General features: G+C 57.6%; 21 protein-coding genes. 15 read left to right on the top strand and 6 right to left on the bottom strand.

Annotated elements, in window-relative coordinates; genetic code table 11:
• The first annotated feature begins 30 nt into the window (after positions 1 to 30).
• Positions 31 to 351 (top strand): phosphate starvation-inducible protein PsiF, encoded by a 321-nt coding sequence (psiF, locus tag M8318_RS11235; protein WP_106992101.1) that lies wholly within the window; start codon positions 31 to 33, stop codon positions 349 to 351.
• 90 nt (positions 352 to 441) lie between these two features.
• Positions 442 to 1,557: a diguanylate cyclase AdrA gene (gene adrA, locus M8318_RS11230; RefSeq protein WP_262662609.1), complete on the top strand. Its 1,116-nt coding sequence runs from the start codon at positions 442 to 444 to the stop codon at positions 1,555 to 1,557.
• Positions 1,558 to 1,571: 14 nt separating this feature from the next.
• Here adrA and proC read toward each other — a convergent pair whose 3' ends face one another.
• Complete coding sequence (gene proC / locus M8318_RS11225; RefSeq protein ID WP_225759419.1) at positions 1,572 to 2,381, bottom strand: pyrroline-5-carboxylate reductase; 810 nt, start codon at positions 2,379 to 2,381, stop codon at positions 1,572 to 1,574.
• A gap of 86 nt (positions 2,382 to 2,467) precedes the next feature.
• Here proC and M8318_RS11220 point away from each other — a divergent pair, with 86 nt between their 5' ends.
• The 5 genes from M8318_RS11220 (at position 2,468) to ppnP (ending at position 5,239) form a co-directional block, all read left to right on the top strand.
• Positions 2,468 to 2,926, top strand: a complete 459-nt coding sequence (locus tag M8318_RS11220; RefSeq protein ID WP_106992103.1) for a YaiI/YqxD family protein — start codon at positions 2,468 to 2,470, stop codon at positions 2,924 to 2,926.
• A gap of 272 nt (positions 2,927 to 3,198) precedes the next feature.
• Complete coding sequence (aroL, locus tag M8318_RS11215) at positions 3,199 to 3,723, top strand: shikimate kinase AroL (RefSeq protein WP_262662608.1); 525 nt, start codon at positions 3,199 to 3,201, stop codon at positions 3,721 to 3,723.
• A gap of 46 nt (positions 3,724 to 3,769) precedes the next feature.
• Entirely contained in the window at positions 3,770 to 3,961 is a 192-nt protein-coding gene (gene yaiA / locus M8318_RS11210; RefSeq protein WP_262662607.1) for a protein YaiA, read from the top strand.
• 243 nt (positions 3,962 to 4,204) lie between these two features.
• A complete protein-coding gene (locus M8318_RS11205) occupies positions 4,205 to 4,882 on the top strand; it encodes an AroM family protein (RefSeq protein WP_262662605.1) in 678 nt (225 codons plus the stop codon).
• Positions 4,883 to 4,954: 72 nt separating this feature from the next.
• Positions 4,955 to 5,239 carry a pyrimidine/purine nucleoside phosphorylase gene (gene ppnP / locus M8318_RS11200; RefSeq protein ID WP_106992107.1) on the top strand — a complete coding sequence of 95 codons (285 nt, stop codon included), beginning with the start codon at positions 4,955 to 4,957 and terminating at the stop codon, positions 5,237 to 5,239.
• A gap of 57 nt (positions 5,240 to 5,296) precedes the next feature.
• Here ppnP and rdgC read toward each other — a convergent pair whose 3' ends face one another.
• Positions 5,297 to 6,208, bottom strand: a complete 912-nt coding sequence (gene rdgC, locus M8318_RS11195) for a recombination-associated protein RdgC (protein WP_106992793.1) — start codon at positions 6,206 to 6,208, stop codon at positions 5,297 to 5,299.
• A 124-nt stretch (positions 6,209 to 6,332) separates the two neighbouring features.
• On the opposite strand from rdgC, the gene mak reads away from it, so the two are divergent.
• Positions 6,333 to 7,238 (top strand): fructokinase, encoded by a 906-nt coding sequence (mak, locus tag M8318_RS11190; protein ID WP_262662603.1) that lies wholly within the window; start codon positions 6,333 to 6,335, stop codon positions 7,236 to 7,238.
• Between the two features lie 36 nt (positions 7,239 to 7,274).
• Here the strand turns inward: mak and sbcC are convergent, their stop codons facing one another.
• Both sbcC and sbcD read right to left on the bottom strand, forming a co-directional pair.
• Positions 7,275 to 10,406 carry an exonuclease subunit SbcC gene (gene sbcC / locus M8318_RS11185; RefSeq protein ID WP_262662601.1) on the bottom strand — a complete coding sequence of 1,044 codons (3,132 nt, stop codon included), beginning with the start codon at positions 10,404 to 10,406 and terminating at the stop codon, positions 7,275 to 7,277.
• The gene (sbcD, locus tag M8318_RS11180; RefSeq protein ID WP_262662599.1) at positions 10,403 to 11,608 is read right to left on the bottom strand and encodes an exonuclease subunit SbcD; all 1,206 of its coding nucleotides are present in this window, start codon (positions 11,606 to 11,608) and stop codon (positions 10,403 to 10,405) included. The genes sbcC and sbcD overlap by 4 nt, the downstream gene beginning before the upstream one ends.
• 194 nt (positions 11,609 to 11,802) lie before the next feature.
• Here sbcD and phoB point away from each other — a divergent pair, with 194 nt between their 5' ends.
• The 5 genes from phoB to malZ all read left to right on the top strand — a co-directional run bounded on the left by phoB (position 11,803) and on the right by malZ (position 18,942).
• Positions 11,803 to 12,492 carry a phosphate response regulator transcription factor PhoB gene (phoB, locus tag M8318_RS11175; RefSeq protein ID WP_032616792.1) on the top strand — a complete coding sequence of 230 codons (690 nt, stop codon included), beginning with the start codon at positions 11,803 to 11,805 and terminating at the stop codon, positions 12,490 to 12,492.
• A gap of 21 nt (positions 12,493 to 12,513) precedes the next feature.
• The gene (phoR, locus tag M8318_RS11170) at positions 12,514 to 13,809 is read left to right on the top strand and encodes a phosphate regulon sensor histidine kinase PhoR (protein WP_262662598.1); all 1,296 of its coding nucleotides are present in this window, start codon (positions 12,514 to 12,516) and stop codon (positions 13,807 to 13,809) included.
• 409 nt (positions 13,810 to 14,218) lie between these two features.
• On the top strand, positions 14,219 to 15,538 hold the full coding sequence (gene brnQ / locus M8318_RS11165) for a branched-chain amino acid transporter carrier protein BrnQ (protein WP_262662596.1): 1,320 nt from the start codon (positions 14,219 to 14,221) through the stop codon (positions 15,536 to 15,538).
• Positions 15,539 to 15,619: 81 nt separating this feature from the next.
• On the top strand, positions 15,620 to 16,993 hold the full coding sequence (gene proY / locus M8318_RS11160; RefSeq protein ID WP_106992113.1) for a proline-specific permease ProY: 1,374 nt from the start codon (positions 15,620 to 15,622) through the stop codon (positions 16,991 to 16,993).
• A 131-nt stretch (positions 16,994 to 17,124) separates the two neighbouring features.
• Positions 17,125 to 18,942: a maltodextrin glucosidase gene (malZ, locus tag M8318_RS11155; RefSeq protein ID WP_262662594.1), complete on the top strand. Its 1,818-nt coding sequence runs from the start codon at positions 17,125 to 17,127 to the stop codon at positions 18,940 to 18,942.
• A 115-nt stretch (positions 18,943 to 19,057) separates the two neighbouring features.
• On the opposite strand, the gene M8318_RS11150 is transcribed toward malZ, so the two are convergent.
• Both M8318_RS11150 and acpH read right to left on the bottom strand, forming a co-directional pair.
• Positions 19,058 to 19,660, bottom strand: coding sequence for a peroxiredoxin C (locus M8318_RS11150; protein ID WP_106992117.1), 603 nt, complete (start codon positions 19,658 to 19,660; stop codon positions 19,058 to 19,060).
• Positions 19,661 to 19,787: 127 nt separating this feature from the next.
• Positions 19,788 to 20,369 (bottom strand): ACP phosphodiesterase, encoded by a 582-nt coding sequence (acpH, locus tag M8318_RS11145; protein WP_262662592.1) that lies wholly within the window; start codon positions 20,367 to 20,369, stop codon positions 19,788 to 19,790.
• A 91-nt stretch (positions 20,370 to 20,460) separates the two neighbouring features.
• On the opposite strand from acpH, the gene queA reads away from it, so the two are divergent.
• Both queA and tgt read left to right on the top strand, forming a co-directional pair.
• The gene (queA, locus tag M8318_RS11140) at positions 20,461 to 21,531 is read left to right on the top strand and encodes a tRNA preQ1(34) S-adenosylmethionine ribosyltransferase-isomerase QueA (RefSeq protein WP_262662591.1); all 1,071 of its coding nucleotides are present in this window, start codon (positions 20,461 to 20,463) and stop codon (positions 21,529 to 21,531) included.
• Between the two features lie 53 nt (positions 21,532 to 21,584).
• Positions 21,585 to 22,712, top strand: coding sequence for a tRNA guanosine(34) transglycosylase Tgt (gene tgt, locus M8318_RS11135; protein WP_106992120.1), 1,128 nt, complete (start codon positions 21,585 to 21,587; stop codon positions 22,710 to 22,712).
• Positions 22,713 to 22,723 lie beyond the last annotated feature (11 nt).

Genomic DNA, 22,723 nt, shown 5'->3' with positions numbered 1-22,723 from the left:
TACTGTGATCATCCACAGAAGGATAGTGCTATGAAAATCACCCTGCTGGTTACCCTGCTCGTCGGCCTGTTTTCTCTTACCCCGGTAGGGGCACAGGATAAACAGCTCACCCCGCAGCAGCAACGAATGACCACCTGCAATCAACAGGCGACCGCCCAGGCTCTGAAGGGCGACTCCCGCAAGACTTACATGAGCGACTGCCTGAAAAACGCCTCCTCGAAACCGGGCGAAAAAAGCCTGAATCCTCAGCAACAAAAGATGCGCGAATGTAATAGCCAGGCGACCCAGCAATCCCTCAAAGGCGACGATCGAAATAAGTTTATGAGCGCCTGTCTGAAGAAAACCGGCTAGTTCAAACGGGTGAGCGAGCCCGGAGGCTCACCCGAAATATCATACTTAGCCTCGAGTAAGCCTTTCTATAATTTGGGAAAATGCTTTTGAGTGTTCCCAAAAACCATGAACGATGAAAACTTTTACAGCAAAATCTTTGCCCGGGAAGGAATCGGTCAGGCACATTCGGCGGATGAGCATCACCGCTCGGGTCTCCGCCTGGCGCGTCAGTTGCGCTGGCCGCGTGCAGCGGGTCTGGCCATTCTCTTTTTCCCGATTGCCAGCGTGCTGGTCGCGCAGCCGGTCAACGGTGTCTGGTGGCTGCTGCTGGTTGGCTGGGCGTTTGTCTGGCCCCATCTGGCCTGGCAATTAGCGGTGCGTTCGACCAATCCCTGGAACGGTGAGATGTTTAACCTCAAAGTCGACGCCATTATGGCCGGGGTCTGGATTGGGGTGATGGGGGTTAACGCCATGCCCAGCGCGGCGCTGGTGATGATGATGAGCATGAACCTGATCGGCGTGGGTGGCATTAGGCTGTATGGCCCCGGGGTGATAATGACCGCGCTGGCTGCGCTGATCTCCCTGCAGCTTACGCACGTCACGCTGGACTATGCCAGCACGCCGCTGGAAATTGGGCTCGCGCTGCCAGTGATCGTCTGTTACCCGATGCTGTTTGCCTGGGTGAGCTTCCATACGACAAGTCGTCTGGTGGAGCACAAGCGCCGGCTTGAGTTGATGAGTACCCTGGACGGCATGACGGGGGTCTTTAACCGTCGCCACTGGGAAGTGTTGCTGCGCACGGAGTATGAAAACTGTCGCCGTTACCAGCGTAGCGCCACGCTCCTGCTGATCGATATCGATCACTTCAAGAGGATTAATGACAGCTGGGGCCATGATGTGGGCGATCAGGCGATTGTCGCCGTCACCCGTCAGCTGCAGCTCACGTTACGCGCCAGCGATATAATTGGCCGTTTTGGCGGGGATGAGTTCGCGGTGATCATGAGCGGGACGACGGCGGAAAGCGCCATTGCGGCGATGTCGCGGGTACACGAGCGGCTGGCAGATTTACAACTGCCGGGGCCGCCGCACGTAACGATCTCCATCAGCGTCGGCGTAGCGCCGCTCACGACGTCGATGGTGCATTATCAGGAGTGGCTTAAAGCGGCCGATATCGCGCTCTACAAAGCAAAAAATGCCGGACGTAACCGCACCGAAGTGGCCGCCTGACGCCCGGCAGTCGGTCAGGACTTACTTAGCAGCTCTGATTTTTCCATGCACTTCGTCATGGCTTCAATGACGGCAGCACGGAAGCCGCGCTCCTCCAGCACCCGCACCGCTTCGATGGTAGTGCCGCCCGGAGAACAGACCATATCTTTCAGCTCGCCCGGATGCTTGCCGGTTTCGAGTACCATTTTGGCTGACCCCATCACCGCCTGTGCAGCAAATTTATAGGCCTGCGCACGGGGCATTCCCCCCAGTACGGCCGCATCGGCCATCGCTTCGATGAACATAAATACGTAGGCAGGTGCCGAACCGCTGACCCCGACTACCGGGTGGATCATCGCCTCGGCAATCACTTCGGCTTCCCCGAAGCAGCGGAAAATATTGATCACATCGGCCACTTCTTCAGCGGTCACCAGCGCGTTAGGGGTGATGGAGGTCATGCCTGCGTTGACCAGCGACGGCGTGTTAGGCATCGCGCGGACAATTTTACGGTCATGGCCCAGGGCGCGCGCCAGCTGATCGAGGGTAACGCCCGCGGCGATAGAGACCACCAGCGTATCTTTGTTCAGGCTGGAGGTGACGTCGCTCAGGACTTTCACCATCATGTTCGGCTTCACCGCGCCGAAGACGATATCGGCCACCTGCGCCACTTCCTGGGCGCTTTGCGCGGCGTTGACGCCATACCGATCGTGCAGGGCGGCGACTTTGTCCGGCGACGGGGTATAGACCCAGATCTGGCCAGGCAGCACCTGGCCGCTGGCGATCAGACCGCCGAGAATGGCTTTGCCCATGTTACCGCAGCCGATAAAACCGATTTTCTTCTCCATCACGTCTCCCTCTTAAACTTTGTTATGATTGTGGAACTTTAGCCTATCAGGTTTTATCACGCAGCATTATATGCCGGAGAGAGAAGATGGCGATTTGGGTGGATGCCGATGCGTGTCCGAATGTCATTAAAGAGATCCTGTTTCGTGCCGCCGAGCGCGTGCAGATGCCGATGACGCTGGTGGCGAATCAGACCCTGCGCGTGCCGCCGTCCCGCTTTATTCGCACCCTGCGCGTGCCGGCCGGTTTTGACGTAGCCGATAACGAAATCGTGCGCCAGTGCAGCCCCGGGGACCTGGTGATCACCGCCGATATCCCGCTGGCGGCAGAAGTGCTGGAGAAAGGGGCAGCGGCGCTGAATCCCCGCGGAGAACGTTACTCCCCGGCCACCATCCGCGAAAAGCTGACCATGCGCGATTTTATGGATACGCTGCGCGCCAGCGGCGTCCAGACCGGCGGGCCGGACAGTTTGTCCCAGCGCGACAGACAAGTGTTTGCTGCCGAACTCGATAAATGGCTGCTGGAAGTGAAACGCCGGCAGGGTTAATCATCACTGTGACATATGATTCGGCCACTATTACCCCGTTCCGGGGTTGTCAACGGCGGGTGGGTTCAGGTAAGGTGAGCGCACCGTTAAGTGCAATCATTTCTTTACAGGATATCCCCTGATATTTCTGGCATTGAGTGAAATGGCATATTAACGCCACGCCTGATGTAATAAATTTTTTACGATTACTTATGTACTAGCTTAATGGTATCATGGCACTCTTTTCGACTTCACCCACCGCATGCCTGCGGCCTTAAGGGGAACACCTGGTTATGACCCAGCCTATTTTTTTAATTGGCCCCCGCGGCTGTGGAAAAACCACTGTCGGCCTGGAACTGGCGCGTCTGTGCCAGAGCGAATTTGTTGACACCGATCACTGGTTGCAGACCCATGCCGGTAAGAGCATTGCTGAGATCGTTGAGCTGGAAGGGTGGGAGAGCTTCCGCGCCCGCGAGACGGCAACTCTCGAGGCGGTGACGGCGGGTTCCGGCATCATTGCCACCGGCGGCGGCATTATTTTATCGGCTTATAACCGGCAGTTTATGCGCGAAAAGGGGACGGTGATTTACCTTTGCGCCCCGGTGCCGGTGCTGGTCGAACGCCTGGAAGCCTTCCCGGAAGAGGGCCAGCGCCCGACCCTGACCGGCAAGCCCATTAGCGAAGAGGTGAGCGCGGTGCTGGCAGAGCGCGACGCCCTCTATCGCGAAGCGGCTCACCACGTGGTGGATGCTTCTCTGCCACCGGCTCAGGTGGTGCAAAATATCGTAACCGCACTGCATCTGGCATGCGCCAGCTAACTGATGTCTATACTGTTAGTTCAGCCATGAAAAAAAAGGATGAACTATGCCAACCAGACCTCCCTATCCGCGTGAAGCCCGTGTTGTTGCCGTTGAGAAAGGTGCGACGGGCCAGACTGTCACCTGGTATCAGCTGCGTGCCGACCACCCGAAACCCGATTCGCTGATTAGCGAGCACGAAACGGAGCTGGAAGCGCAGGATGCCAAAAAGCGTTATGAAGATCCCGATAAAGCCTGATCAAATTCTGAAAGCGGGAAAAACCGTACCCTAATCACACTCTTTAAAAAGCGATAACTTTAAACGGAGGGTAATGTACTGGCTTAACAGACACATCCTGTCAGGCTCGCGGATCTTTACATTCCGGCTCGTTAATCAACTGCTACGCTTTTCAGCACTTTTTATGAACAGCGCACTGTACAGCGAAGCGAGCCTGTCTCTGTGTCCCGATCACGGTAGTGGTAGTAAAGAAAGGCGAGAACAATGAAAGCGACGTTGGCGATCCTCACCATTGGGGTAGTCCCGGTAAGCGAAGTGCTCCCGCTCTTAACGGAGCATATCTCTGAACAACAGATCACGCATCACAGCCTGCTCGGTACGCTGAGCCGGGAAGAGGTCATGGAAGACTACGCCCCTGAACCGGGAGAGGCGCTGCTGCCAACCCTGCTCAGCGACGGCGAGCTGGGTAATGTCTCGCAGCCAAAGATCGAGCGCGCCCTGCAAAGCGTTATCGAAGTGCTCGATAACCAGGATTATGAAGTCATTCTGCTGATGAGTACCGCGCCCATCACCGGGCTCGTTGCCCGTAATGCGATCCTGCTGGAGCCGATGCGGATCATCCCGCCGCTGGTCGGATCGATTGTCGATAGCCATCAGGTGGGGGTGATCGTGCCGATCCCTGAACTGCTGGAGAACCAGTCGCACAAGTGGCGCGGGCTGGTCAAAACGCCGCTGCTTTCCGTGGCGAATCCGTTCTGGGACAGCGAAGCGAAACTGATCGACGCCGGACGCGATCTGCTGGAGCGCGGCGCGGATGTTCTGATGCTCGATTGCCTCGGTTTCCATCAACGCCACCGCGATTTACTGCAAAAAGCTCTGGATGTGCCGGTGCTGCTGTCAAACGTGCTGGTAGCCCGGCTGGCCTCGGAATTGCTGGTCTGATGATTTTGCGTGACAGGCATGGAGCGTCCCCCCTATATTGGATTCACATCCAATGACAATAAGGACCAGTCCATGCTTCAGAGTAATGAATACTTTTCCGGTAAAGTGAAGTCCATTGGTTTTACCAGCAGCATTACTGGCCGTGCCAGTGTTGGCGTGATGGCGGAAGGGGAGTATGCCTTCGGTACCGCGCAGCCTGAAGAGATGACCGTGGTCAGCGGTTCACTGAAAGTGTTATTGCCGGGGGAAACGGAGTGGAAAGTGTATAACCCGGGCGATGTTTTTAACGTACCCGGCCACAGCGAGTTCCATCTGCAGGTGGCTGAGCCTGCGTCCTATCTGTGTCGTTACCTGTAAAAAAAAGAGCCGGGTTAACCCGGCTCCTGTTTCTGGCATAAAGCCTGGCATTAAGCATTAACGCTGTGCTTCGCCGCCTAATCCTTCCACCACGCTCTGAATCAACGCCGCCAGTTCACCCGTCATCAGAATGAAGTCAGCATCAAAACGCTGGGCATAGTCGTCCCGGTCGATATCGTCGTTCTGATCGCGCAGCTCATCGGAGAACTTCAGTCGCTTGATCGAGCCATCGTCACACATCATGAACTGAATGCGCTGCTGCCAGTCGAGCGCCAGCTTGGTCACCAGCTTGCCGGCTTCGATGTGTACTGCGATTTCGTCGCTCACCAGCTCCTGCTTCTTGGCGCGGATCACGCCGCCGTCTTCGAGGATTGCTTTCAGTTCGGCTTCGTCCAGCAGCTGGAAGCCCTGCGGAACGCTGTTGCCCCGCACCCACTCGGTGAGGGTCAGCTCGATCGGGTTTTCCATCGTCAGCGGCACCACCGGCAGCGAACCGAGGCTTTTACGCAGCAACGCCAGCGTATCTTCTGCTTTTTTGGCGCTGGCGCAGTCGACCATAATCAGGCCGTTAACCGTGTCGATCCACATCATGGTCTGGCTGAAGCGGCTAAAGGCACGCGGCAGCAACGAGTGCAGAACTTCATCTTTCAGCGAATCTTTTTCGGTTTTTTTCAGCTTACGGCCCTGTTCGGCTTCAAGCTTGAAAATTTTGGCTTCCAGCGCCTGTTTCACCACCGGCGTCGGCAGGATTTTCTCTTCCTTACGCGCACAGATGATGATTTGACCATTGGTGGTGTGGGTCAGCGCATCGCTTTGTGATCCCATAGGCGGAACCCATCCGGTTTTCGCCATGTCCTGGCTGCCACACGGGGTAAATGCGTAAAGGTCTAACTGTTTTTCCATCTCGTCGGCGCGCAGCTCGATGTCGCGGCTGAGACGGTAAACCATCAAATTTTTGAACCACAGCATGATAATTTCCACGGTCTTGTCGTTTAATTCAGCGGGCATGATAGCGAATTGTCGCATCGCTTGCATTGCTAATCGGGTAGCAGGCTTCTACTCTGTTGATAATCAAAAAAATGAGGAACGTCCTGTGCGAATTGGTATTGATCTCGGCGGCACCAAAACAGAAGTCATTGCTCTGGGCGAGCAGGGGGAACAGCTGTTCCGCCACCGTCTGCCGACCCCGCGTGACGACTATCAGCAGACTATCGAAACTATCGCCAGCCTGGTGGAGATGGCCGAAAAGGCCACCGGCCAGACGGGCACGGTGGGCATGGGCATTCCAGGTTCGATTTCGCCCTATACCGGGGTGGTGAAAAATGCTAACTCCACCTGGCTTAACGGCCAGCCCTTCGACCGCGATTTAAGCCAGCGGCTGAACCGTGAGGTGCGCCTCGCGAACGATGCCAACTGCCTCGCGGTGTCGGAAGCCATTGATGGTGCAGCGGCGGGTGCGCAGACGGTGTTTGCGGTGATCATCGGTACCGGCTGCGGAGCAGGCGTGGCCTTTAATGGCCGTGCCCATACCGGCGGCAACGGCACCGCAGGGGAGTGGGGACATAACCCGTTGCCGTGGATGGATGAGGACGAACTGAAGTACCGCGCTGAAGTGCCGTGCTACTGCGGCAAACAGGGCTGTATCGAAACCTTTATCTCCGGCACCGGCTTCGCCACCGATTACCGCCGTCTGAGCGGCCATCCGCTAAAAGGCAATGAGATCATGCGCCTGGTGGAAGAGCAGGATGCCGTCGCGGAGCTGGCCTTCAGCCGCTACGAAATGCGGCTGGCCAAATCGCTGGCGCACGTGGTGAATATCCTTGACCCGGATGTCATTGTGCTGGGCGGCGGAATGAGCAACGTGGATCGTCTGTATACCACCGTTCCGCAGCTGGTGAAGCAGTGGGTGTTTGGCGGCGAATTCGAAACCCCTATCCGCAAAGCGGTGCACGGCGACTCCAGCGGCGTACGCGGCGCGGCCTGGTTGTGGCCGCACTGATCGTGCCAATGCCGGGCGGCGCTGCGCTTGCCCGGCCTACGAAACGGCAAATTCTTTATCCAGCCTGCTGTACCCCAGCCCGTTAATTTTCTTCACCTTGATCTGCACCGGAATGCGCTCTTTCATCGCCTCGACGTGGCTGATGACGCCAATGGTTTTGCCGCTGGCATTCAGCGCGTCCAGCGCGTCCAGGGCGGTATCCAGCGTTTCGCTGTCGAGGGTGCCAAAGCCCTCATCGAGGAACAACGAGTCAATCTGCGTTTTGTGGCTCACCAGGTCGGAGAGCGCCAGCGCCAGCGCCAGACTCACGAGGAAGCTCTCCCCGCCGGAGAGAGTACGGGTATCGCGCACGGCATCCGCCTGCCAGGTATCCATCACCTCCAGCTCCAGCGCGTCGCTGGCCTTGCGTTGCAGCAGGTAGCGACCATGCAGGCGGGTCAGCTGCTGGTTGGCTAGCCACACCAGGTTGTCGAGGGTTAAACCCTGGGCAAATTTACGGAAGCGATCGCCCTCTTTAGAACCGATCAGCGCGTTGAGATAGCCCCAGTCATCTGCCAGCCGGGCTGCGGCCTCAATCTCCTGCATCAGCGCCTGCTGGTGCAGGCGGTTATCGCTGTCCTGCTTGAGCTGCTGGCGGATCTCCCCCTGGCGGGTGGTGTTTTCGCGAAGCCGGAGCGCGAGCTGCTGTAGCTGCTCCTGAAGAACCGGGGCTTCTGAGGTCACTCCTTCGGGGCGGTGTTCCAGATGCTCGTTCAGCCGCTGACCGGCCTGCTGGAGTAGCGCCGTCGCCTGCTGGATCTGGTTCTCCAGGGTCTGCTTCTGTTGCTCCAGGCGGTGGAGGGTATCGTCATCCAGCAGGGCGGCGAGAAACGCCTCGCGATCGGCAAAGACGCTGGCGGCCAGCGCGGCGGCAAACTGCGCTTCGGCATGCTGCAGGCGTTCGCTCTCCAGTTTGCGCTGCTGCTGCAGGGTGGCAAGCTGGCTGTGCAGCGACACACAGTCGATATGTATCTCGCGCCAGTTCTCCGGAATAACGCTTTCTGCTTCAGTCGATTCCGTCGCCGGAAGGGTTTCCAGCAGCGGTGTCAGGGCAGTGATGCGGTCCCGCAGGGCGCTGTGCTGAGATTGCTGTGCCTGCCAGCACTGCGACGCTTGTTCACGTTCAGCGAGCCAGGCCTGCTCTGCGCCGTCTTCGGGCATCGCCAGCGACAACGCCTGAAGAGATTGCTCCATCGAGGTGCGGGCTGCCGCCAGCTGCTGGAGATAGGTTTGTTGCAGGGCTTCCTCTTCGTTGAGCTGACTTTGCAGCGTCAGGCGCTGGCTAAGCTGGTATAGCTGCTGTTCGTACTGCTCCTGCTGATCCAGCCAGGGGGCGATATCGTCCTGAATATTCAGGTTCACCCTCAGGGAGGCACAAACCTGCTGCCACTCTTCAGTGAGCACCTGCGCGTCCCGGGCCAGCGTCTGCGCCTCGTCTGTTTCTCGCTGCATCTGGGTGGTGAGGGCGTTCACCTGGCCCAGCACCAGCAGGCCCTCCTCTTTAAGGGTGGCGACCTCTTTCTCCATCGCCTCCCGGCGAAGCTGGTTTTCCGTGAGCGCTAACGCCTGGTACTGCGCAATGGCTGGGTGCTCGGTGGACCCGCAAAGCAGGCAGGGTTTGCCGGCCTCCAGTTCCGCCCGATAGCTCTCCAGCTTTTTGATCTTCTCTTCGTGCTCGCATAAGGCCTTTAGATCGAGATAGTGCTGGTTTTTTTCTTTGTACTGCTGGCGGCGCAGCGTCAGCGTTTCATTGAGTTTTGCCAGATCGCCCTGCGCCTTTTGCACGCTCTCATTATTCTGGCTGAGCCGCTTTTGCAGGGGCTGATAGCGGGCATGGATAGTGGTCAGACGCTGGCGCGCCGCGCGGGCCTGAGTTTGCTGCGCCATTTCGGCGGCAGCTTGTTCTGCCGTGAGCGTCAGGGTGTTTTCCGGCAGGCTCGCCAGCTTCTGGCGTAATTCCGCGATACGCCGGGTCAACGTCGCGAGCTGTGTTTTATCCCGGTTTAGCTGGGTGAAGTGCGCCCGCCAGCCCGCCATCTCCTGACCCCACTGGCGGAAGCGGTCGTGGTCGGCCAGCCACTGCGTCAGGGTGGTGAACTCGGTCTGCAATTGATCCTGTACGCGCAGCGCCCCGTTGCGGATCCGCGCGCGCAGCGCCTCGCTGGACTGTAAGCGAGTATTCACATCCAGTATCTGCTGTTCCGTTTGCGCCAGGCGGACGATCTGCTCCTGCTGTCGCTCCCACTGTGGGCGCAGCAGGGCGGCGGGCTGGGCCAGATGCAGCTTTTCCAGCTCGGGGGTAGCGTCGGTCAGGGCCTGCTGCGCCTGCTGCCGGGCGGCCATCGATCGCTGCTGCTCGCGCAACAGTTCATCGTGGCGGGTCAGCCAGTGAAACGCTTTCTGCTGGACCTGCTGTTGGGCCAGAAGCTGTTGTTCTTCGTCAGTAAGTACCTGCAAACCTTGCTGGAGCTGTTGCTGCTGCTCGTCGCTGAGTAACACCACCCCTGCGGCCTGGGCTTCACGCCTCTCCAGCTCGCTGCGGGCGGCTTTATGTTTTTCAAATACCATCGCCGAGATCTGGCCGTAAATTTCGGTGCCGGTCAGCTCCTCCAGCAGTTCGGCGCGCTCTTTCGGCCGGGCGTTGAGGAAGGCGGCAAACTGTCCCTGGGAGAGCAGCATCGAGCGGGTAAAGCGGTCATAGTCCAGCCCGGTCAGCGAGGCGACAAGCTCCAGTTTATCCTTCACTTTATCGGCGAGGATTTTGCCGTCTTCACACTGGGCCAGCTCTACGCGCGGCACCTGCAGGTTGCCGTCCGGCTGATTGCGCGCCCGGTTCTGGCTCCAGAAGGCGCGATAGGCGATGCCTTTAACTTCGAATTCAACCTCCGCCAGACACTCGGCGGTGTCGCGGGTCATCAGATCGTTCTGCGATTGCGAGACGGTGTTGAGGCGCGGCGTCTCGTGGTACAGCGCCAGGCAGATGGCATCCAGCAGGGTGGTTTTCCCGGCGCCGGTCGGGCCGGTGATAGCAAACAGGCCGTTACTGAGGAAAGGCTCGGCGGTAAAGTCGATTTTCCATTCGCCCTTGAGCGAGTTGAGGTTTTTCAGACGCAGGCTGAGAATTTTCATGCGTTATCCTCCTCGTTATCCAGCGCGTGCAGGGCATGGCTGAACAGCTCGTTGAGCCGGGCCCGCCGGGCGTCATCGAGGGTCTCCTGCGCCAGGCGGCGCTCAAACACTTCCTCCACCCGCAGCTCGCTGAGGGTTTCACGCAGGCTGTTGGCGAGAAGTTTCTCGCGCAGCTCGCGGCTGCGCCGCACCAGCAGCACCTCTACCGGCAGATCTTCCGTCAGGTGCTGAATCTTACGCTGCATGTCGTGCAGGTACTCCTCGGTGGCAATTTCAATATCCAGCCAGACGGGAGGCGTCTGCGCCACGCCGCGCCACTGCTCCAACTGGGCGGCGATAGCCGCCAGATCGCCCTTCAGCACCGCCAGCGGTTGGGTGATGGGCACCTCCAGGGAGTCGACAGCGCTGAGCTTGCCCTGGTCAAAACTCACCAGATGCACGCTTTTGCTTTTGCCGGTTTCATCAAAGCTGAGGGGGATAGGGGAGCCGCAGTAGCGAATGTGATCGCAGCCGCCAATCTTCTGGGCGCGGTGAATATGGCCCAGCGCAATATAGTCCGCCGCCGGGAAATGCTGTGCCGGGAAGGCGTCCAGCGTCCCGATGTAGATGTCCCGTACCGCGTCACTTTTACTGGCCCCGACGGTGGTGAGATGTCCGGTGGCGATAATCGGCAGGACCCTGTCGCCGCGAAGCTGGCAGGCGGCGGTATATTGATCGGCATAATAGTGGGTGATGGCCTCTAACAGCTGCTGCTGTTTCTGAATGCCCGAGAGGCCCGCCTGGCTTTTCATCACGTCGCGAGGGCGTAAGAACGGGATCGGACAGAGCACCGCGCCGGGCGTCCCGTCGCGTTTACGCAGGATCTGCGGTCCGTGACCGGCGCTGGCGACCACGGTGGTATTAAGGAAGGCCAGAATTTCACGGGATTCATTCAGCGTGGCCACGGAATCATGGTTGCCCGCCACAATCACCAGATGACACCCGGTCTTCTGCAAGTTGACCACGAAACGGTTATACAGCTCTCGCGCATAGCTTGGCGGCGATCCGGTGTCGAAGATGTCCCCGGCCACGAGGATGGCGTCCACCTGGTGGGATTCTGCCATCTCAAGCAGCCAGTTGAGGAACGCTTCATGTTCGGCGGCGCGGCTTTTACTGTAAAAGTTTTGTCCCAGATGCCAGTCCGAGGTGTGAAGTATGCGCATAACAGGTCCGTGGCAAAAAAAAGTAAGCGGGATTATAAACATTCAGGGGAAGGAAGATAACCGCTACAATCAGGGCAGCCAGAAAACAACGGCTTGCCTTTATTGGTGGGCAGGTTTTTCATAAATCTGTCATAAATCTGACGCATAATGACGCCGTATTACAAACATGTAACCTAAATAAGACAGGGCTAAGTATGGCGAGACGTATTCTGGTCGTAGAAGATGAAGCACCCATTCGTGAAATGGTCTGTTTCGTGCTCGAACAAAATGGCTTTCAACCGGTGGAAGCCGAAGATTACGACAGCGCGGTGAATCAGCTCAACGAACCCTGGCCCGATCTGATCCTGCTCGACTGGATGTTGCCCGGCGGCTCTGGTCTGCAATTCATAAAACATATCAAACGTGAAGCCTTAACCCGCGATATCCCGGTGATGATGTTGACCGCCCGTGGCGAAGAGGAAGATCGCGTTCGCGGCCTCGAGACCGGCGCGGATGACTACATCACCAAACCTTTTTCCCCGAAAGAGCTGGTGGCGCGTATCAAGGCCGTGATGCGCCGTATCTCACCGATGGCGGTGGAAGAGGTGATTGAGATGCAGGGCCTGAGCCTGGATCCTACTTCACACCGGGTCATGACCGGTGAAAATCCCCTTGATATGGGACCTACCGAATTCAAACTGCTGCACTTCTTCATGACTCACCCGGAGCGCGTCTACAGCCGCGAGCAGTTGCTCAATAATGTCTGGGGAACTAACGTGTACGTTGAAGACCGGACGGTGGATGTACATATTCGTCGTCTGCGTAAGGCCCTGGAAACCAGCGGTCACGATCGCATGGTACAGACCGTCCGCGGCACGGGTTATCGTTTCTCAACCCGTTTCTGAACAATGACAGGAGTGTGACGCGTGCTGGAACGTCTGTCATGGAAAAGGCTCTGCTTTGAACTGATTCTTTGCTGTATTCCGGCCCTGATCCTCGGGGCCCTTTTCGGTTATTTACCCTGGTTTTTACTGGCGGCCGTCACCGGACTGCTGGTCTGGCACTTCTGGAATCTGCTCCGCCTGTCATGGTGGCTGTGGGTGGACAGAAGCATGACCCCTCCGCCGGGAAGCGGCAGCTGGGAACCGCTGCTGTATGGCCTGCACCAGATGCAGATGCGTAATAAAAAACGCCGACGCGAGCTGGGCAGCCTGATCAAACGCTTTCGCAGCGGTGCGGAATCCCTGCCTGATGCGGTAGTGCTCACCACGGAAGAGGGGGCGATGTTCTGGTGTAATGGACTGGCGCAACAGCTGCTGGGCCTGCGCTGGCCAGACGATAATGGCCAGAACATCCTCAACCTGCTGCGTTACCCTGAGTTTGCGCAGTACCTGAAAAAACGCGATTTCACCCGCCCGCACAATCTGGTGCTCAACACCGGTCGTCATCTGGAGATCCGCGTGATGCCCTACAGCGACAAACAGTGGCTGATGGTGGCGCGCGATGTGACCCAGATGCACCAGCTCGAAGGGGCGCGGCGCAACTTCTTCGCCAACGTCAGCCATGAATTACGCACTCCGCTGACGGTGTTGCAGGGCTATCTGGAGATGATGCAGGAGCAGACCCTGGAAGGCGCGCCGCGGGACAAAGCGCTGCAGACCATGCGCGAGCAGACGCAACGGATGGAAGGGCTGGTGAAGCAACTGCTGACCCTTTCCCGCATTGAGGCTGCGCCGACCCTGGCGCTCAACGAAACCATTGATGTGCCGATGATGCTGCGAATGTTAGAGCGTGAGGCGCAAACCTTAAGCCAGCAGCAGCACCAGATCACCTTCGAGGTAGATAACAGCCTGAAAGTGCGCGGCAGTAACGATGAGCTGCGCAGCGCCATCTCCAACCTGGTCTACAACGCGGTGAATCATACCCCTGCGGGGACCCATATCACCGTGCGCTGGCAGCATGCGCCCACGGGGGCGGAGTTCAGCGTTGAGGATGATGGCCCGGGCATTGGCCCGGAGCATATTCCCCGTCTTACCGAGCGTTTTTATCGGGTGGATAAAGCCCGTTCCCGCCAGACCGGCGGCAGTGGTCTGGGACTGGCTATCGTGAAGCATGCCATTAATCACCACGACAGCCGTCTCGATATCGTCAGTACGCCGGGCAAAAGCACGCGTTTCAGTTTCGTGATCCCGGAACGTTTGATTGCCAGTAACAGCGCCTGACGGCCAACCTGTAATCAGATATTGCCACAGGCCAGCGTAAGCTGGCCTGTTTGCTTTGCAGTCAACCGAAGCGCGGATAAATTTTATCCGCCTGATGCTTTTTTGTTCGCATGATTAGCCATGAGTTTTTCTTATACATGGTGCATTGTTCCAGGTTAATATTTCAGGGTGGCATATTGTTCTGGTTTTGCGATCCCATATTGCCTTTAAACGTTATAAGCGTTTAAATTGCCCTCCTGATATCGTCGGACAGACTGTATTTGCGTGGTAAATCGAAAAAATATTCCTGACCACGGCAGTAGGGAAGCATTTCCCGCTGAAATTGCACATTTTTTCCGCTGTTTTGTTCCGCAAGGGATAGCGAAAAATTCAACGTTTTCAACACCACATCCACAGGCAGTAAGGTTTTATGACCCATCAACTGAAATCACGCGATATTATCGCGCTGGGCTTTATGACATTTGCGCTGTTCGTGGGCGCTGGCAACATCATCTTCCCACCTATGGTTGGCCTGCAGGCGGGTGAACACGTCTGGACCGCGGCGCTCGGTTTTCTGATCACCGCTGTGGGCCTGCCGGTTCTGACCGTCGTGGCGCTGGCGAAAGTTGGCGGCGGCGTCGATAGCCTCAGCGCGCCGATCGGTAAAGTGGCCGGGGTGATGCTGGCCGTCGTCTGCTATCTGGCGATCGGTCCACTGTTCGCGACCCCTCGTACCGCGACCGTCTCCTTCGAAGTGGGGATTGCCCCGCTGACCGGTGATGGCCCGCTGCCGCTGTTTATCTACAGCCTGGTCTACTTTGCTATCGTGATCCTGGTGTCGCTCTACCCGGGTAAACTGCTGGATACCGTGGGCAACTTTCTCGCCCCGCTGAAGATTCTGGCGCTGGTGGTGCTGGCGGTCGCGGCGATTATCTGGCCGGCTGGCCCGCTGAGCTCGGCTACCGAAGCCTATCAAAACGCGGCCTTCTCTAACGGCTTTGTGAACGGCTACCTGACCATGGATACGCTGGGCGCGATGGCGTTCGGGATCGTGATCGTTAACGCTGCGCGTTCCCGTGGCGTGACCGAAGCGCGTCTGCTGACCCGTTACACTGTCTGGGCTGGCCTGATGGCGGGCGCGGGCCTGGCACTGCTCTATCTGGCGCTGTTCCGTCTGGGTTCCGACAGCAGCGTGCTGGTTGACCAGGGCGCGAACGGTGCAGCTATTTTACATGCCTACGTGCAGCACACCTTTGGCGGCGCGGGCAGCATGATGCTGGCCATCCTGATCTTCCTGGCCTGTCTGGTGACCGCGGTTGGCCTGACCTGTGCCTGTGCAGAGTTCTTTGCCCAGTACGTTCCGCTCTCCTATCGTACGCTGGTGTTTATCCTCGGCGGCTTCTCGATGGCGGTGTCGAACCTGGGTCTGAGCCACCTGATTCAGGTCTCTATTCCGGTGCTGACCACCATTTACCCGCCGTGCATCGTGCTGGTTGTGCTGAGCTTCACCCGCGGCTGGTGGAATAATTCCACACGAATTATCGCCCCGGCCATGTTTATCAGTCTGCTTTTTGGTATGCTTGACGGCATTAAGGCATCGGCAATCAGCGCCATGCTGCCCGCCTGGACACAGCGTCTGCCGCTGTCTGAACAGGGTCTGGCGTGGCTGATGCCTACCGTTGTTGCACTGGTACTGGCTATTATCTGGGATCGTGCTGCAGGGCGTCAGGTTACGTCGAACGCGCACTAAGCAACGGCTGAAAGTTAAACCACGGGGCGTAATGCCCCGTGGTTTTTTGTTTTTTTTAGTCTCAATTGGCAAGTCAAAAAAATGGAAAGCACTAACAAACTCAAGCGTGGATTGAGCGCCCGCCACATCCGCTTTATGGCGCTGGGTTCTGCAATCGGCACCGGTCTTTTTTATGGCTCGGCAGATGCCATCAAAATGGCCGGTCCCAGCGTTCTGCTGGCATATCTTATCGGCGGTGTTGCCGCCTACATCATCATGCGTGCGCTGGGGGAGATGTCCGTTCATAACCCGTCGGCCAGCTCCTTCTCCCGCTATGCTCAGGAAAACTTAGGCCCGCTGGCCGGGTATATCACTGGCTGGACCTACTGCTTCGAAATCCTGATTGTGGCCATCGCTGACGTGACGGCCTTCGGCATCTATATGGGCGTCTGGTTCCCGACGGTGCCGCACTGGGTCTGGGTGCTCAGCGTGGTGCTGATCATCTGCGCCATCAACCTGATGAGCGTGAAGGTGTTCGGCGAGCTGGAGTTCTGGTTCTCCTTCTTCAAAGTTGCCACCATCATCATCATGATTGCCGCCGGTATCGGCATCATCATCTGGGGGATTGGCAACGGCGGACAACCGACCGGGATCCACAATCTGTGGAGCAACGGCGGCTTCTTCAGCAACGGCTGGATCGGCATGGTGATGTCGCTGCAGATGGTGATGTTCGCCTACGGTGGGATCGAAATCATCGGTATTACCGCCGGTGAAGCGAAAGATCCTGAGAAGTCTATCCCGCGCGCCATCAACTCTGTGCCGATGCGTATTCTGATTTTCTACGTGGGCACCCTGTTTGTGATCATGTCCATTTATCCGTGGAACCAGGTCGGCACCAACGGCAGCCCGTTTGTGCTCACCTTCCAGCATCTGGGCATTACCTTTGCCGCCAGCATTCTTAACTTTGTGGTGCTAACCGCCTCGCTCTCCGCCATCAACGCCGACGTCTTCGGTGTGGGGCGTATGCTGCACGGCATGGCGGAGCAGGGCAGTGCGCCGAAGGCCTTCGCCAAAACCTCCAGCCGCGGCACGCCGTGGGTGACGGTACTGGTGATGACCGTGGCGCTGCTGCTGTCGGTCTATCTGAACTACATCATGCCGGAGAACGTCTTCCTGGTGATCGCATCGCTTGCGACTTTCGCCACCGTCTGGGTGTGGATCATGATTCTGATGTCGCAGATTGGCTTCCGCCGTCGTTTGTCGCCGGATGAGGTGAAAGCGCTGAAGTTTAAAGTGCCGGGCGGGGTGGCAACAACCGTGGTCGGCCTGATCTTCCTGGTCTTTATTATCGGCCTGATTGGTTACCACCCGGAAACCCGCATCTCGCTGTATGTCGGCTTCGCGTGGATTGCCCTGCTGCTGGTGGGCTGGGTGTTCAAACGCCGCCGCGAGCGTCAGTTAGCAGAAGCGCAGTAATCAGAATGCCCGGCAAATGCCGGGCATTTTTCTCCTCCCCCTTCCTCCTCCCCCAATAAACCTCATCGTGAGGAGTGAACATCAACTACCCTGTGGCAAGGTGACCTCATTTCTGGGATAGGGGATAAAAGATGTTGAATGCATGGCACCTGCCGGTTGCCCCATTTGTTAAGCAAAACAACGACAAACTCGTTATCACGCTGTGGCTGACGGGAGAGAACCTGCCTGAGCGGGTAACGATGCGCGCTGAATTCGATAATGAAGAGACCTCGCTGCCGATGCACAAGCTGCGTAGCCAGCCGCAGCCCGGCGTCACCGCCTGGCGGGCCACTATCGACACGACGAAAGGGCAGCCGCGGTATCGCTACAGCTTTAAAATGCTCTGGCATAACCGCCAGCTGTGGTTCACCCCACAGGGGCTCAGCCGTTTTCCGCCCGCCCGGCTGGAGCAGTTCGCCGTCGATTACCCGGATGCCGGGCCGGAGTGGGTGGTCGAGCAGGTCTTTTACCAGATCTTCCCGGATCGCTTCGCCCGCAGCCAGCAGCGCAACCCGGAGCGGGATAAAACCTACTTTCACCATGCCGCCGGTCACGAGACGATTTTCCATCAATGGGATGAGCCGGTTACCGCCCAGGCGGGGGGCTCAACCTTTTACGGCGGCGATCTCGATGGCATCAGCGAGAAGCTGCCGTATCTGAAAAAACTCGGCGTCACGGCGCTCTACCTCAACCCGGTGTTTGTCGCTCCCAGCGTGCATAAGTACGACACTGAAGACTACCGTCACGTGGATGAGCAGTTTGGCGGCGACGAGGCCCTGCTGCGCCTGCGGGAAAATACCCACCGGGAAGGAATGCGCCTGATCCTCGACGGCGTGTTTAATCACAGCGGCGATTCCCACGCCTGGTTTGATCGCCATAACCGCGGGACGGGCGGCGCCTGCCATAACCCGGACTCGCCCCAGCGGGACTGGTATAGCTTTGATGACCAAGGCCGGGCCCTCGACTGGCTGGGCTACGCCAGCTTGCCGAAGCTGGATTATCAGTCGCCTACGCTGGTGGACGAGATCTACGGCGGCGAAGAGAGTATCGTCCGCCACTGGCTGAAAGCCCCGTGGAATATGGACGGCTGGCGGCTGGATGTGGTGCATATGCTCGGAGAAGGGGGCGGGGCGCACCGTAATCTGTATCACGTCACCGGTATCACCCAGGCCGCGAAGCAGGCTCGGCCCGATGCCTTCGTCTTTGGCGAGCACTTTGGTGATGCCCGCCAGTGGCTGCAGGCCGATGCGGAAGATTCGGCGATGAACTATCGCGGTTTCACCTTCCCGGTGTGGGGCTTCCTCGCCAACACCGACATCTCCTACGATCCGCAGCACATTGATGCTGAAACCTGCATGAAATGGATGGATAACTACCGCGCCAGCCTGTCGCATCAGCAGCAGTTACGCATGTTCAACCAGCTCGACAGCCATGATACCGCTCGCTTTAAGTCGCTGCTCGGCAAAGACGTGGCGCGCCTGCCGCTGGCGGTGACCTGGCTGTTTACCTGGCCTGGGGTGCCGTGCATTTACTACGGGGACGAGGTCGGGCTGGACGGCAATAACGATCCGTTCTGCCGCAAGACCTTCCCGTGGGAGGCCGAAAGGCAGGACCAGGCGCTCTTTACGCTCTATCAGCGGCTGATCAAACTGCGTAAGCAGAGCCAGGCGCTGCGCTACGGCGGCTGCCAGGTGGTCTACGCTCACGACAACGTGGTGGTGTTTATGCGCGTCTACAACCAGCAGCGGGTGCTGGTCGCCATTAACCGGGGCGATGCCTGTGAGGTGGTGATCGACGATGCGCCGCTGCTGAACGTTAAACAGTGGCAGCTGAAAGAGGGGAAAGGGGGGGCGCAGGAGGGGGTGCTTTCTCTGTCGGCGATCTCTGCTTCCGTCTGGTTCGGCAATTAATCCTGAGCATTGCCGGGCGGCACTGCGTTTGCCCGGCCTACGAAGGCGGGTTCGCTTAAACCGCATCCATAAAAAAAGGCCCGCATCTGCGGGCCTTCTTCGTAAACCGTGCCGATTACAGGCTGGATACGTTTTCGGTCAGGTATTTAGCAACGCCTGCTGGAGAAGCGGCCATACCTTCTTTACCTTTTTCCCACTGAGCCGGGCACACTTCACCGTGCTCTTCGTGGAACTGCAGCGCGTCAACCATACGCAGCATTTCGTCGATGTTACGACCCAGTGGCAGATCGTTCACCACCTGGTGACGCACGATACCGTTAGCGTCGATCAGGAAGGAACCACGCAGGGCAACGCCCGCGTCCGGATGCTCGATACCGTAAGCCTGCTGGATTTCGCGTTTGATGTCCGCAACCATCGCGTATTTCACTTGACCGATGCCGCCGTTGTCGACAGGGGTGTTACGCCATGCGTTGTGTACAAACTCAGAGTCGAAGGAGACGCCAACTACTTCCACGCCACGCTTCTGGAATTCTTCGTAACGCTTGTCGAAGGCAATCAGCTCAGACGGGCAAACGAAGGTGAAGTCCATTGGCCAGAAGAACAGAACGGTGGCTTTACCGTTGGTGTGCTGTTTGAAGTTGAAGTTTTCAACGATTTCACCGCTGCCCAGTACAGCTGCTGCTGTAAAATCCGGGGCCGGACGAGTTACCAGAACCATGTGATTCTCCTGTGATTACTAAGGTTATTTGGAACGCAACGCGGGCCAGTATAGAGAGTGTTCGCCCTAAAGACAAAGAGGCGCTGACAATCGTTAACCCAGCTTTTACCTATCAATCACATTTACATTAAAGCTGCTTATATTTCGCCTGTTCCATCATCCGCGGATAGAACTGCCAGAAGCGGGTCTCCAGCGCGTCGTAATGGGCATCCAGATCCTGCCAGGAGTCGCGCAGGGCGTCGAGGCGCGGACGGCGGCTGGCCATGCCGTTCAGCACCCGCTGAATAAAGTCCATCTCGCTATAGCGTTCGAGCCAGCGCTCTGACCACAGGTAGTTATTCAGATTCACAAAGCGCGGGGGAGAGTCCGGGAGGATAATCGCCACCTGGGCGTGGGCATAGCGCACGAACGCCGGCAGGGGCATCTCCGGGGAGAGCTGTTCCCAGTGGCGGGAGACGAAGTGATCCCACATCACGTCCAGCGTAATAGGGGCGACCCGGCGGGTTTCCGGGCGGAACCACGCTTTGGCTTCCTGCACTTCGGGCAGATTGTCGGTCATGACGTCGATCCGGCGGTGCATGAAAATGCCCTCCACCACGTCAGCGGGGTAGTCCTCGGCGGGATTGCCGCGCACAAAATCGGCCAGCAAATTGCCGGAAAGCGAGCTGTCAGCGAGATGGGCGAGGTGCAGGTGAGCGAGAAAATTCATGCGATTCGTTATCCGGAGTCGGCTAGTTGTTGCAGCAAAGAGGTGTGAGCACTAGACTAAGCCGCCTGTTTTTAAGTCACGAGTATATGCCATGCGCGTCGCCGATTTCTCCTTTGAATTACCCGAGTCCCTGATTGCCCACTATCCTATGCCTGAGCGCAGTAGCTGCCGCTTATTGTCGCTGGATGGGCCGACGGGTGCGCTGACGCACGGTACGTTCACCGATCTGCTCTACAAGCTCAACCCGGGCGATCTGCTGGTGTTCAACAACACCCGCGTTATTCCGGCCCGTCTGTTCGGCCGCAAAGCCAGCGGCGGCAAGATTGAAGTGCTGGTCGAAAGAATGCTCGATGATAAACGTATTCTGGCACATATTCGCGCCTCCAAGGCACCAAAGCCGGGCGCGGAGCTGCTGCTGGGCGATGACGAGAGCATCAACGCCACCATGGTGGCGCGCCACGATGCGCTGTTTGAAGTCGAGTTTAATGACGAGCGCACGGTGCTGGATATTCTGAACACCATCGGCCACATGCCGCTGCCGCCGTACATTGAGCGTCCGGATGAGGAGGCTGACCGCGAGCTGTATCAGACCGTCTACAGCCAGAAACCTGGCGCGGTAGCGGCGCCGACCGCAGGCCTGCACTTTGATGAACCTTTGCTGGAAAAACTGCGCGCAAAAGGCATTGAAATGGCATTTGTGACCCTGCACGTCGGGGCGGGCACTTTCCAGCCGGTGCGGGTGGACAGCATTGAAGATCACATCATGCACTCCGAGTACGCCGAAGTGCCGCAAGAGGTTGTGGATGCAGTGATGGCGGCGAAAGGCCGTGGGAGCCGCGTAATTGCCGTCGGTACCACCTCGGTGCGTTCACTGGAGAGCGCCGCCCAGGCTGCCAAAAACGATCTGATCGAACCCTTCTTTGGCGATACCCAAATCTTTATCTACCCAGGCTATCAATACAAAGTGATCGATGCGCTGGTGACCAACTTCCACCTGCCAGAGTCGACCTTGATCATGCTGGTGTCGGCATTTGCTGGTTATCAAAACACCATGAATGCCTACAAGGCTGCGGTAGAACAAAAATATCGGTTTTTTAGCTACGGTGACGCGATGTTTATCACGTACAATCCGCAAGCTTTGAATGAACGTGTCGGGGAATAACGCCGCGGCACTGGTCTAACGCGCCGGACTGTTTTTCTGACGCTGGAGAAAAAATGAAATTTGAACTTGATACTACCGATGGTCGCGCACGCCGTGGCCGTCTGGTGTTCGATCGCGGCGTAGTCGAAACGCCAGCCTTCATGCCTGTTGGCACCTACGGCACCGTAAAAGGGATGACGCCGGAAGAAGTCGAAGCCACGGGCGCGCAAATTATCCTCGGCAACACCTTCCACCTGTGGCTGCGCCCAGGTCAGGAAGTGATGAAGCTGCACGGCGACCTGCATGACTTTATGCAGTGGAAAGGCCCAATTCTGACCGACTCCGGCGGCTTCCAGGTCTTCAGCCTCGGTGATATCCGTAAGATCACTGAAAAAGGCGTTCACTTCCGTAACCCTATCAACGGCGACCCGATCTTCCTCGATCCGGAAAAATCAATGGAGATTCAGTACGATCTCGGCTCCGACATCGTGATGATCTTCGACGAATGTACGCCATACCCGGCAGACTGGGATTACGCCAAACGCTCGATGGAGATGTCGCTGCGCTGGGCGAAGCGCAGCCGCGACCGCTTTGATGGCCTCGGCAACAAAAATGCGCTGTTCGGCATTATTCAGGGAAGCGTTTACGAAGATTTACGCGATATCTCCGTTAAAGGTCTGGTAGAGATAGGTTTTGATGGCTACGCTGTCGGCGGTCTGGCTGTGGGGGAACCGAAGGAAGATATGCACCGTATTCTGGAGCATGTTTGCCCGCAAATTCCAACAGATAAGCCTCGATACCTGATGGGCGTCGGCAAACCAGAAGATCTGGTTGAAGGCGTACGTCGCGGCATTGATATGTTCGACTGCGTTATGCCGACCCGCAACGCCCGTAATGGTCATCTGTTCGTGACCGACGGCGTGGTAAAAATCCGTAATGCGAAGCATAAAAGCGACACCAGCACGCTCGATGCCGAGTGCGATTGCTATACCTGTCGCAATTATTCTCGTGCCTATTTGCATCATCTTGATCGTTGTAATGAAATACTGGGCGCGCGTCTCAACACGATTCATAACCTTCGCTATTACCAGCGCTTAATGGCTGGTTTACGCAAGGCTATCGAAGAGGGTAAATTAGAGAGCTTCGTGACCGATTTTTACCAACGTCAGGGTCGGGATGTCCCACCTTTGAACGTTGATTAATTTATTTAATG

This window comes from Leclercia tamurae (assembly GCF_025566055.1).
GTDB classification, from domain to species: domain Bacteria; phylum Pseudomonadota; class Gammaproteobacteria; order Enterobacterales; family Enterobacteriaceae; genus Enterobacter; species Enterobacter tamurae.
The sequence above is the reverse complement of the archived record's forward strand: the minus strand, read 5'-3'. Positions and strand labels throughout refer to the sequence as shown.

Coding starts and splice junctions, on each gene's coding strand:
- psiF (WP_106992101.1), top strand. CDS start 31: ATGAAAATCACCCTGCTGGTTACCCTGCTCGTCGGCCTGTTTTCTCTT.
- proC (WP_225759419.1), bottom strand. CDS start 2,381: ATGGAGAAGAAAATCGGTTTTATCGGCTGCGGTAACATGGGCAAAGCC.
- M8318_RS11220 (WP_106992103.1), top strand. CDS start 2,468: ATGGCGATTTGGGTGGATGCCGATGCGTGTCCGAATGTCATTAAAGAG.
- aroL (WP_262662608.1), top strand. CDS start 3,199: ATGACCCAGCCTATTTTTTTAATTGGCCCCCGCGGCTGTGGAAAAACC.
- yaiA (WP_262662607.1), top strand. CDS start 3,770: ATGCCAACCAGACCTCCCTATCCGCGTGAAGCCCGTGTTGTTGCCGTT.
- M8318_RS11205 (WP_262662605.1), top strand. CDS start 4,205: ATGAAAGCGACGTTGGCGATCCTCACCATTGGGGTAGTCCCGGTAAGC.
- ppnP (WP_106992107.1), top strand. CDS start 4,955: ATGCTTCAGAGTAATGAATACTTTTCCGGTAAAGTGAAGTCCATTGGT.
- rdgC (WP_106992793.1), bottom strand. CDS start 6,208: ATGCTGTGGTTCAAAAATTTGATGGTTTACCGTCTCAGCCGCGACATC.
- sbcC (WP_262662601.1), bottom strand. CDS start 10,406: ATGAAAATTCTCAGCCTGCGTCTGAAAAACCTCAACTCGCTCAAGGGC.
- sbcD (WP_262662599.1), bottom strand. CDS start 11,608: ATGCGCATACTTCACACCTCGGACTGGCATCTGGGACAAAACTTTTAC.
- phoB (WP_032616792.1), top strand. CDS start 11,803: ATGGCGAGACGTATTCTGGTCGTAGAAGATGAAGCACCCATTCGTGAA.
- brnQ (WP_262662596.1), top strand. CDS start 14,219: ATGACCCATCAACTGAAATCACGCGATATTATCGCGCTGGGCTTTATG.
- proY (WP_106992113.1), top strand. CDS start 15,620: ATGGAAAGCACTAACAAACTCAAGCGTGGATTGAGCGCCCGCCACATC.
- malZ (WP_262662594.1), top strand. CDS start 17,125: ATGTTGAATGCATGGCACCTGCCGGTTGCCCCATTTGTTAAGCAAAAC.
- M8318_RS11150 (WP_106992117.1), bottom strand. CDS start 19,660: ATGGTTCTGGTAACTCGTCCGGCCCCGGATTTTACAGCAGCAGCTGTA.
- acpH (WP_262662592.1), bottom strand. CDS start 20,369: ATGAATTTTCTCGCTCACCTGCACCTCGCCCATCTCGCTGACAGCTCG.
- queA (WP_262662591.1), top strand. CDS start 20,461: ATGCGCGTCGCCGATTTCTCCTTTGAATTACCCGAGTCCCTGATTGCC.
- tgt (WP_106992120.1), top strand. CDS start 21,585: ATGAAATTTGAACTTGATACTACCGATGGTCGCGCACGCCGTGGCCGT.